General features: G+C 61.9%; 12 protein-coding genes and 1 pseudogene. 7 read left to right on the plus strand and 6 right to left on the minus strand.

Annotation, left to right across the window (positions count from 1 at the left end; translation table 11 throughout):
- Positions 1–111 (plus strand): annotated as a pseudogene (locus WKW79_RS36205) (IS5/IS1182 family transposase); the annotation flags it as partial.
- On the opposite strand, the gene WKW79_RS36210 reads toward WKW79_RS36205, so the two are convergent.
- The 3 genes from WKW79_RS36210 to WKW79_RS36220 all read right to left on the minus strand — a co-directional run bounded on the left by WKW79_RS36210 (position 102) and on the right by WKW79_RS36220 (position 3,726).
- Positions 102–1,058, minus strand: a complete 957-nt coding sequence (locus WKW79_RS36210; protein ID WP_422824037.1) for a hypothetical protein — start codon at positions 1,056–1,058, stop codon at positions 102–104. The pseudogene WKW79_RS36205 and the gene WKW79_RS36210 overlap by 10 nt on opposite strands.
- Positions 1,059–2,136: 1,078 nt before the next feature.
- Complete coding sequence (locus WKW79_RS36215) at positions 2,137–2,592, minus strand: PA2169 family four-helix-bundle protein (RefSeq protein ID WP_340340061.1); 456 nt, start codon at positions 2,590–2,592, stop codon at positions 2,137–2,139.
- Positions 2,593–2,853: 261 nt separating this feature from the next.
- Positions 2,854–3,726 (minus strand): SHOCT domain-containing protein, encoded by an 873-nt coding sequence (locus tag WKW79_RS36220; RefSeq protein WP_340340062.1) that lies wholly within the window; start codon positions 3,724–3,726, stop codon positions 2,854–2,856.
- 717 nt (positions 3,727–4,443) lie between these two features.
- Here WKW79_RS36220 and WKW79_RS36230 point away from each other — a divergent pair.
- From WKW79_RS36230 to WKW79_RS36240, 3 genes are all read left to right on the plus strand, one after another.
- The gene (locus tag WKW79_RS36230) at positions 4,444–4,581 is read left to right on the plus strand and encodes a hypothetical protein (protein ID WP_340340063.1); all 138 of its coding nucleotides are present in this window, start codon (positions 4,444–4,446) and stop codon (positions 4,579–4,581) included.
- A gap of 395 nt (positions 4,582–4,976) precedes the next feature.
- Positions 4,977–5,162 carry a CsbD family protein gene (locus tag WKW79_RS36235; RefSeq protein ID WP_340340064.1) on the plus strand — a complete coding sequence of 62 codons (186 nt, stop codon included), beginning with the start codon at positions 4,977–4,979 and terminating at the stop codon, positions 5,160–5,162.
- A 10-nt stretch (positions 5,163–5,172) separates the two neighbouring features.
- Positions 5,173–5,448 carry a hypothetical protein gene (locus WKW79_RS36240; RefSeq protein WP_340340065.1) on the plus strand — a complete coding sequence of 92 codons (276 nt, stop codon included), beginning with the start codon at positions 5,173–5,175 and terminating at the stop codon, positions 5,446–5,448.
- 647 nt (positions 5,449–6,095) lie between these two features.
- On the opposite strand, the gene WKW79_RS37230 is transcribed toward WKW79_RS36240, so the two are convergent.
- Positions 6,096–6,419 (minus strand): SCO4225 family membrane protein, encoded by a 324-nt coding sequence (locus WKW79_RS37230; protein WP_479694202.1) that lies wholly within the window; start codon positions 6,417–6,419, stop codon positions 6,096–6,098.
- Positions 6,420–7,536: 1,117 nt separating this feature from the next.
- Here WKW79_RS37230 and WKW79_RS36245 point away from each other — a divergent pair.
- The 3 genes from WKW79_RS36245 to WKW79_RS36255 all read left to right on the plus strand — a co-directional run bounded on the left by WKW79_RS36245 (position 7,537) and on the right by WKW79_RS36255 (position 8,539).
- A complete protein-coding gene (locus WKW79_RS36245) occupies positions 7,537–7,785 on the plus strand; it encodes a hypothetical protein (RefSeq protein ID WP_340340066.1) in 249 nt (82 codons plus the stop codon).
- 282 nt (positions 7,786–8,067) lie between these two features.
- A complete protein-coding gene (locus WKW79_RS36250) occupies positions 8,068–8,229 on the plus strand; it encodes a CsbD family protein (RefSeq protein ID WP_340340067.1) in 162 nt (53 codons plus the stop codon).
- A gap of 34 nt (positions 8,230–8,263) precedes the next feature.
- Complete coding sequence (locus WKW79_RS36255; protein WP_340340068.1) at positions 8,264–8,539, plus strand: hypothetical protein; 276 nt, start codon at positions 8,264–8,266, stop codon at positions 8,537–8,539.
- A 386-nt stretch (positions 8,540–8,925) separates the two neighbouring features.
- Here the strand turns inward: WKW79_RS36255 and WKW79_RS36260 are convergent, their stop codons facing one another.
- The gene (locus WKW79_RS36260) at positions 8,926–9,177 is read right to left on the minus strand and encodes a hypothetical protein (protein ID WP_340340069.1); all 252 of its coding nucleotides are present in this window, start codon (positions 9,175–9,177) and stop codon (positions 8,926–8,928) included.
- A 471-nt stretch (positions 9,178–9,648) separates the two neighbouring features.
- The gene (locus WKW79_RS36265) at positions 9,649–9,837 is read right to left on the minus strand and encodes a hypothetical protein (RefSeq protein WP_340340070.1); all 189 of its coding nucleotides are present in this window, start codon (positions 9,835–9,837) and stop codon (positions 9,649–9,651) included.
- Positions 9,838–10,016: the final 179 nt, after the last annotated feature.

Genomic DNA, 10,016 nt, shown 5'->3' on the forward strand with positions numbered 1-10,016 from the left:
CTCGTGCGCTACGAGAAACTCGAGCGCAGCTTTGTCGCCCTCAACCACCTTGCCGCTGCCATCATTGCCTTCCGCAAGGTACCTGCCGACGTCAACATAATTTACGGATAAATTCTTAGGTAAGCGTTGCCGAAGTCGCCTTTCGAAGGAAAGCCCCCAGCGTTCAAGGTGGTGTCGAATGAGCCGTTCGCGTCCAACAGGTAGATGGATGATCCGTCCGAGGCCGGGCCGGCGCCGCTCATCCAGATGGCCCCGCCCGAACCGTTCGGCGTCAAGTTGAGCACGGAGGTCTGGTGCAAGGTGTCTGCGCTGTAGCCGATGACCCAGCCGTTGTAGGCGCCTCCGTCGCAATGCGAGGTCCACGTCGTGTAGACCACGCCGTTAAGCAGCAGCAAACCCGCGCGTTCCGCATAGGCCGACGGCGCAAACACGACGCGGCCGCTCGCGCTGTTCGGGCCGCTGCCCAAATAGGAGGCTGCGATCTCGGTCGGTCCGCCCTGCAGTTCGGCGCCCGTCGCCAGGTCGAGTGCGTGGACGCGCTGGTGGTAGCCGCCACCCGAGTCCTTCGTCATCGCAACGACGAAAATCGTGCCGTGTGCTCCGCGCGAGCGGTCGATGACCGGCGTCGAGGTGATGCCGATCTCGGGCGTGATCTGGCCGCAACCGTGATCGTCGCTCGTTGTTTCGCCGGTGCCGAGTGTCGATGCCTTCCACAGTCGCGCGCCGGTGTCCGCGTCGAGCGCATACACGCTGTCGTGTTCGGTCACCACGTACAGCACATTGTGCGTGCCGCCGCCTATCGCCATCGATCCGACGAAGAGCGGCTGTCCATCCACCTTGCCGTCGACCGCGAAGAAGCCGACCTTGCCGAACGTCGTTGCTCTGACATTTGCAGGGGTTAGGATCGTCTCGCTGAGGTTCTGGCCGGTGCGCGCAATGTCGTTGTGGTAGGTCAGGACGTCGTGAGCCGCGGGCGTTGCCGTGCCCCCCGGCGAGCTGCCTGTAGCGCCCGCGCTGGCGGTCCCGCCGGTAATGCTGCCGCCTGCCACTGTGGCCATGCTGCTCGTGTCGCTGGTAGAGGCGCTGGCCGTCGCGGTGCTGCTGCCGCTGCTTCCCGCCCCGGTCGTTGCGCTGCCGGTGTCCGTGCCGGTAGGCGTGCCACCCGAATCACTGGCTCCTATGACGGGCACAGCTGAAAAGCCGCCACCACCCCCGCCTCCGCTGCAACTCAAGAGGGCGGCGCAAGAAAGTATTGCAAGCCGAGACAAGAATGGGCGCGAAATGTGCTGCGTGTTCATGCCGTTTTCCCCATTTGACGGTGTCCGCCCGGGCGCACCGTGCGCTGTAGACGAAGAAGACTAGCGGCTGACGTGGCGCCGATGCGCCAAATAAAGCCTTGCCCATGCGTCAGTCGATTGCGCTGACTTTTCCCCATATCTTTGCACCTCGAACTGATGCGAGTTGAATCTTTCTGTGAAAGGGGAGGGCACCCATGCGTCCATGCGCGCACAGCATTACCAAAACCTCCACCATGGCCTAGCTCTCTGTGGTTCATCGGCGCGCAGCGGCGCTTGCACGGTGGTGACGTCTCCAAATCTTCTGATCATCTCGTCCTCGTACCTCCAAACCACCCGTCGATCGTCCGCCCCTCGCTCACCACGTCGACCTTGCCAGTGCCGGGTAGCGGCGATGAGTTCCTCGTCGCTCAACGCTGCCAAGTTGGAAGGGGAATGATCCGCAGGATGCCGCATCTGGTTAGCTTGCGGCTTTCGTGGGGTCGTCTGCGTCAGCGCAGTTCCGCGAGCGAGGTCAGCGAGCAAGTCACGGCGAGGAATCGGACATGGCGCACCCCATCCTCGGCCTGTCCTGATCGCACCCGTGCACCCGAGCACCGTCACAACAGTCACTCCCGACATGTCAAACGCCCCGCCTTACGAGTTCCTGCTGCGCCTGGCAACCGCCGAGCTTCCAGCGACAATATGAGCCACTTGTTCAATACTGCGAAGTTGGGCGGCCGCCGCTTTGATCCCATGCGACATGCCGCATCCGATACGAGTTCCCGGCCGCGTATTGCAGCCTGCTGCATGCGTCCTCTGATGCCGGAGGCATCGCAACGGGACTTGGCAGTTATCGGCGCTAGGCCATTCGCTCGCCGATTGGCCTCACGTTGCTTTCAAACAAGCCCAAGTGCCGCCGCAACAGACGCTCAATGTCGGAGGGAAGTCTCTTTTGCAAGGCCGCCCGGTACTGCCCCAAAGCAGCAAGCTCGCTGCGCTCACATTCCTCCAGCGTCGAAGACGCGTTGCCTATGCCGGCAATCGACTCGGCCTCATTCAAGCCTCGATGCACCGCGCCGAGGCTGCTACCTCCGCGACTGGCTTCTGAACCCAAGGATCCGACGATCTCCTCCAGTTCACGTGCCGCTTCGGCAAATTGCCTCGCACGATTGACGAACGCGTCGCTTGCCGCCCACTGGCATTCTTCGCTCGCGCGGGCTGAAAAGCCGAGTTCGCCGTCGTGACAGGCCTGCACAAGGCCGTTCAGCACCTCAACGAGTGCGTCTACGGGAATGGGAATGTCTTCGATTTCCATCCAACTCTCTGATCGATTTGCGAAGCGATTGATCGTGCAGGAACAAGTCGGTGTCGGCAGGTCCGACGATGCGGCGTGAGAGGTCGCGCACGTCAGCCTTGCATTCTCGTGGTCAGTCCCATTGACGTATCGCACCAAATCCCAAACATCGCAACATCAAAAGACATGTGCAATGCGTTTCGGCGCCCAGCTTTGCCACCATCGAGCGGCGCACGAATTCACTCTCAACGCTCCGCCTGCCGACTGCCTTCCACTGCCGCTTCATAGCCGCTTGAGCAACTCCGCCTTCTTGCTGGCGAACTCGTCATCGCTGATGACGCCCTTGCAGCGCAGGTCCGCGAGCTTCTCGATGATGGCCAACACCTCCTGCGAGTTGCCCGTGGAGGCGTTGCGGGGGCCGTCGCTCGCGAGCGGCTGCGCAATGCCCGCTTGATTGGATGCCGGCAAAGGCAGCGCTGCATTTGGCATGAGCCCATTGTCCGAGATCACGGGCAGACTGGCCACATCGATCAAGCCATACTGGCTGTTGAAGCTCAGGCTACCGTCATAGGACTGCTGTTGCCCGAAGCCGCCAATCCGGTGGTCGAGCGTGTCATACACGGTGACGCGTCCGGCCACTTCGATGACCAGACGCCGCGCCTGCGCGAAGTAGGCATACCGCACGCCGTTCTGGGCACCGGTACTGTTCGGAAATCGCAGGTCGGAAGGCCACCAGTCGTTCGTTGTGCCAGGCACAAACAGACTCGCCGGGCCGAGGTTGTCGGCGCCCTGCTGCTGTCCGCCATCGCCATGGCTCGTCTGTACTTGGCCGCTACTATGGCCATCGCCCTGACTTTGCGACTGGAAGCTGCCACTGCGAACCAAGTCGGGTTGGCTGACGACGAGGCTCGACAAATCGTTGCACAGGTTGTCGACGCGGCCCTTGAGGTAGTTGTTGAACATGTCCGACAGCATGATCATCCCGCCGCGCATCCACTGTCCGGCACCGGAGAATTCAGGGTGATTGAACTGTGCCTGGTTTCCGTTGCCATTGATTACCGAGTCCAACATGCTGAGCGTAGCTTCCACACTGAAGCCGTTGCGTTGGGCAATGTCGTTGATGATCTGCTGGCCGGCGGAGGATAGTTGCCGCATAGGAAAGCCTTTTTTCGAAGGATCGAGGGCGCGATTGTGTAGCTTTGATAAATCACTTCGCACAAAAGTACCTGGCGGCCGAAGAAGGCCGCGCCGTTTTCTGGGAAGTGGACCGGACCACCGGGCAGAAGCGCCTCTTCGCGCCGGACCTGCGCAATTCGCAACGGCATCACCTGAGCACCAGGCGGCACCGACCTGTGGACGGTGGCCAATGAGCGCGATGAGCTGGGCAACGACTTGGTGCCGGACTACCCGACCTCGGTGAAGCGGGGCGCTTTCGACGGCTGGCCCTACAGCTACTACGGCCAGCATGTGGACGAGCGCAGGAAGCCGATGCGCGACGACCTAGTCGCCAAGGCCATCCCACCGGACTACGCGCTGGGCGCGCACGTGGCTGCACTGGGCCTGGTGGCCACCGGCAAGACCAGTCTCCCGGCCCCTTCTCGAACGGCGTGTATTGAAGCTCGAAGGTCTCGTAACGCCTCGACAGGTATATCGCCCCGGTGTGCGCAGACTCGACTGGGTAAATCTCAAACGCAACCGCGCCGATAGCACGCATCTCGCCGACGGCGACCCGGGATTGGCTTCTTTCACGGCGCGAGGACGAAGGCCCGTGGCTACTCTTTGCGGCAATGTTCTGTAGTGAATCCGAAGAATTGGGGCGCATCGGTCGGATCGCGGCTGAACTGCCGAGCAAGTACAGTGGTGACCGGGAAAATGTCGTACGTCGGCAACGTACTCCATGAAATGAACTTCGACAACGACCCCGATTGGGGACTCAAGGTATTCGTCATCATCGTTCTAGTGGCTCTGCTGGCTTTCGCGCTCCTGGCCATGTACGACTTGCGCTATTGATTCTCAAGCCTGGCCGCGGGACATGAGGCCGGCGGACCTTTGCTTCTTTGCGACGCTCGCGGCAATCGGCGACCCCCGAACTGGGCGAGGAGCCCCTGCGAGGAGTGGCCGGCCGGCCCGAAGCCCTTGATACACGTTCATAGCGTGACCGCCGGCGGGTGCCGCGCAGCAGAGCGGCGTCTGGCCTTGCGAAGATGTCTTTTGACGTTGTCGGCTGCCGGATCGACGTATACAAAGCTGTTCGATCTTCGGCGCTGCGAACGCTCCGCGCTGGAAGTCCTCTCCCGGCCACTCACCACGAGCTTGCCGCTGGGCGGCAAGTGCGGCCGGGCAGCGGCGACGGCGACGTCCCGATGGCGTCAATCTGGTGGCTCGTCCGCCATCAAGGAACGGTGATGAACAAGAATCAAGTCAAAGGCACGCTTGAGAAGGCGAAAGGCAGCCTCAAAGAAGCAGCTGGCAAGGTGACCGGCGACGAAGCGCTCCAGGCAGAGGGCAAGGCCGACAAGGCAGCAGGCAGCTTCCAGAAGAAGGTTGGCGACGTCAAGGATGCCGTAAAGACCGTCACGAAGAAGCCTTGAGGCACTGGCAATGCTCGCTTTGGCCCAGCCTCTGCCGCAAGGGCTCAGCGGACCGAGGGCCTGCGCTGACCAGGAGTGGGGATCGGCGCATGTCGACAGCGATTTCAGCAGTCTGCGCGAGCACATGGCCGATTGCGAAAGGCTCAATCCTTGGCGCAGCGGCCGTAGCGATTGGGCGGAACGCGCGCATTCGCTGATGGTGCCCCGGATGATCTTGAGCGAGCTCTGTGCCGGCGCGACCGGCTGGATCATCGGCGGCCTCGTCAGCTTCCTGCATCGCGTGTAGAGGCGTGACGCGGATCGCGGGACGATCAGGTGTCAGGTTCAGAAGCCGTACGCAGATGCGCACAACCGTGTGACGCGGTGCCGCTTCAATGCCAAGTCGGTGTGCACCACCTACCCCAAAGACGAAGGGCACCAAAGCCTGTGATAGACCATGACGTTCCTTCGCAACTGCCAGTGGCGCGGCACAGAAGATGCTGGGACGTTTCTCATGGCTCCGTCGTATAGATTGCTTGAGACGTTGTGCACCTCGCAGGTGCCGCTGCTCATCAGTGAGCCAGCGATGGTGGACGAGCTGAGAAGCTACGTCAGTGCGGGCCTGTGGAGGCCACGATTCCGCGTGCTGTCAATGCGCACGGAGGATCGATGCAACCGCCGGCGACCGTGACCAGGATCACTCCCACGGGCTACCGTGCGGTCGACAGGCTGCGCAAGCGCTCGAGTTGGCCCGTCTGATCGTTCAACCGGCGCCGCGCGCTGGCTGCCCGACAGCCTATCGCAGGATCGCTCGCGCGATTTGTGTGCCGACGAAACGCGCGTTGCCCCGCCCGCAGCATGCTGGCAAATCTCAGACGTTCACAAGGTGCCCGATCGCATGCCGGCCCCATCGACACGCACCGCTGCCATACTCCCGAGGGTCCGCCTTCGCAGTCAAGGAGGCGGCTTGATAGCTTTTGGACAGCGACGCCGAAGGAAACGGACCCGCAGCAAGGCCGCAACCGCCCAAATCAGCGCCGTATTGACAACCAGGCCCAGCGTAACAACGAGTGCTGCGTGGTCTGCGAACCCCTGACCATAGTTCAGGAGCAGAAGCGCAAGCGACCATGGGAGGGCGAACAAGATGGCGATGCCCAGAAGCTCAGGGTCCTCGTTTGGCCTAAAACTCGCAGTCGCCAAGACAATTGCAACCACTGACCACACGCTTGGCAAAGACCATGCGAGACGGCAAGCGTCCGGCATGGGAGGCCTTGGCATGGCCAAAGTTATTCCGATTCGCGTCCGTGGTCCGAGCGCATTGCCAATTCGCAAACAAGGATCGGATACGCCAAAGACATGACATCAACCCGATGTGGCAAAAGTGAAGCGCCAGCCGAGGTCGGGTCAGCTTACCGTTTTCTTCGCTGCGGACTTGGACTTGTGGCCAGCAGTCTTTCAAGTCGCGCCAACGCCGGCAGGGGGCCCGAGCTTCTACGTAGCCAATCGCCCGTCTATCATGGACGTTCGTCGCAACTCACTGCCTGCAACCAGAACTCACGATGACCCCCATTCACGTCGTCTCGTTTGCAGCCATCGCGGATTGCCAGCGGGGCACGTTTGATGAAGCGCGTGCCCCTGGGGAGATGCGTGGCGTGGACACACCCGGGAATCTCGCGCTGTCGCGGTGGGTCGGCAACACTGTCGGGCGCGCCCCAGCCCGTAAATGGCGACCCTGACCACGGCCGTTATGCGCGCGACCCGCCTTGTCTGCCTTGCAGCCCTTGCGCTCATGGGCTGTGCGAGGCCGCCCGCGCCGGTAATGGTCGAGACGGTAGAGGCTGCCGTGCAGTCGAGCGACGAGGCCGGCGTGGCGGACTGCCGGTACGTCGGAACGGTGACGGGGTCTTCGGGGCTCTACGGCGCAAACGCCAGGCTGGGTGACAGCAATGCACGCGCCGACGCCCTGCAACAGGCTCGCTCACTTGGGGCCAATCGCGTCTTATGGCTCCCCACGGCGCGAGGCCATCGCAGCGTCCGTGCCTCGGCCAGGTCTTACAAGTGCGCCAGCTGAGGAGCCTATCCAGATTGCGAAAGAATACGCCGCAGAAGCCGGCGAGGAAGTTGTTGAAGAATCTGTGGGTCGACAAGTCAAATACGACCGCTCACGCTGTGCAACCGTCTTCGCGCGCTGATGTCGACCGGTTGAGCGGCACGATACAAAGCTGAAGGCCGCACCCTCCCGCACACACACGGCTTTTTAGTCTCCCGCGTAGGCCGACGCCGCTTGCGTTCGGCGCGCCGGCAGTAAATCATTGTTCCTTGTCGAGCGCCAGCGGGTGCTGATTGCCTTCCGCAACCTGGCCTGCGTGGCGCATCCACACCGGAGAACTCGCGCATGAACCTGCTTACCGTGGACCTCTACCAGAGCACCATCAATCCTGACAAATTCCTGGCACTGCCCGCAGGAACGGACCCGGACAGACTCACAGCCCCGATGGTGTTTGATCAAGACTACGGCGAGTTGCTTCGCTACCGGGAGGCGTTCGAATTTGATCCGGAGCAGACCTACGCCGGCGTCGACGCTGCCAAGATCGCGGCTGAGATCCTGACTGTCAAGTGGGCGATGTATAGCCGAGGCTCCTAGAAGAAGGTTTGGTCCGAGGCGTGATCTACGCGACGTTGCGCTGGTCGAGGCGTCCCGGGCCGCCGGTGCAATTTGCTGTCGCGGGTGTCTTTTGACATTGTCGGCCACCGCATCGACGTATACAAAGCTGTTCGGTTTCCGGTGCTGCGCTGCGCACTGGAAGTCATCTGCCGCCCGGTCCACGACGAGGTTGCCGCCAGGCGGTACGTGCGACTGGCAGCGGCGACGGCGGCGTCCTGATGGCGTCAATCTGGTGGTGCGTCCACCGATCAAGGAACGGTGGTGAACAAGGACCAAGTCAAAGGCACACTTGAAAAGGCGAAAGGCAGCCTCAAGGAAGCAGCAGGGAAGGTAACCGGCGACGAATCTCTTCAGGCCGAAGGCAAGGCCGACAAGGCTGCAGGCAGCGTGCAGAAGAAGGTTGGCGACGCAAGGATGCCGTAAAGACCGTCACGAAAATGCCCTGAGACACTGGCAAATGTTAGCGACGCCCCAGCCTCTGCCGGAAGGTTTCACCGGACCGAGGGCCTGCGCTGACCGGGAGTCTGTATCGGCGCATGTCGACAGCGATTTCGCTTGTCTGCGCGAGCACATGGTCGATTGCGAGAAGTGCAATCCTTGGCGATGCGGCCTCAGCGATTGGGCGGAGCGCGCGCAGTCGCTGATGGTGCCCCGGATGATCTTGAGCGTGATCTGTGCCGGCGCGACCGGGTTGATCATCGGCGGCTTGGCCAGCTTCCTGAATCGCGTTTAACGGCGTGAACGCATTGCGGGCCGATCGGTCGGCAGGTTCAGAAGCCATACCCGTCTTGCAGATGCGCGCAACCGAGCGACGCGATGTCGCTCGAAAGCAAACACTGCGTCGGTGTGCAGGCTATCCCCAGACTCCGGTGGAAAACCACCAGCTTCCCCGAAGACGAAGGTCACCAAAGCGGGTCATAGATCATGACGTTCCTTCGCACCTGCCTGTGGCGCGGCACACGAGATGCTCGGACGCTTCTCATGGCTGCGTCGTGTAGATTACCTGGGACGTCATGCACCTCGCAGGAGCCGATGATCATCCCCGAGCCTGCGATGGTGGAACCTAGGCGCGTCACCCCGATGAACAGGGGCAGATGTGAAGCGCCAGCCGGGGTCGGGCTAGCTCACCGCCTTCTTCGCGGCGACCTTGGATTTGTGGCCCGCCGTCTTGGCCTTCGACTTATGGGCCTGCGCCTTTGCCTTGTGCGCGCTGCTGTTGGGTTCCTTGGTCAGGGCCGCCTGCGTATTCTCAGCCCCTTGCTTTGCTGTTTCGGCGGTTGCCTTGCCTGCTTCCTTGGCGGCGGTGCCAACTTGCGCGTTCGCTGCGCAAAACGCCAGGCTGGCAACCATTGCAATGGTCAATCTCTTCATGGCTTCTCCTGTTGTGACAGCTCACTATAGGAGGAAGTCGCCGAATCAGAAGCCATCTTTCCAATGGTCGATGACGCAAGTTGTCGGGTTACAACGTACTCGCAAACTAACTGTCCAATCATGTCTTTTGACACTGAGATGTGCGCACATTTTGTGTAGGCAGGATGTTGCTGAAACTGCTTTCTCGATGGCCCGGAATGCGCAGTCACTCGCGCAGTCCGTGCTGCGCAACCAAGATGAAGCGGCCACACTGACACTTGGCCTTGAACGGCGCGCGGAAGAACCTGGCAGCCTGCGCACCATTGACCATGCCAACGGGTGACGCCCGACGCTGCTGCGCTTGGACGTCGGCGCATTGGCGCATTCGCAGTCGAAGTTTTTAAACCCCTGTCCGGCGGCCAGCGACCCTCGTGGCGTTTGGAGCGCGCGCGGGCAACACGCCCAGATGCAAGCCGCGACCGCGCGCGGGGTTCAGGACTGGTCGAGTTGGAAGGCCTGCTTCAGTTCTTGCAGCGCTTCTTGCGCGAGGCCCACGCAAGCGGCGATCTCCAACGCACCGTCTTCTGGTGCACCCGGCGGCGGGTGCAGCGCGAAAGCGAGCCGCTCGCACGCGACTTCCCACTTGAGTCGGGCCTGAATCTGAGCGAGGTTGGTGTCCATGTCATCAGTGGTTGAGATGGAAGCAATCCTACCGGCGCCTTGGCTGAGCGCTCACTCGACTCCCCTTGCGTCCCCGATCGACACTTCAAATTCCCCCGGTTGTCGACACCCAAATTCCTCCGGGCAGGACAGGGGTTGCATTATTGATCGATCACGCCTCGACCGCGATCGCCAGGCGT

This window comes from Variovorax robiniae (assembly GCF_037889955.1).
Taxonomy (GTDB): domain Bacteria; phylum Pseudomonadota; class Gammaproteobacteria; order Burkholderiales; family Burkholderiaceae_C; genus Variovorax; species Variovorax robiniae.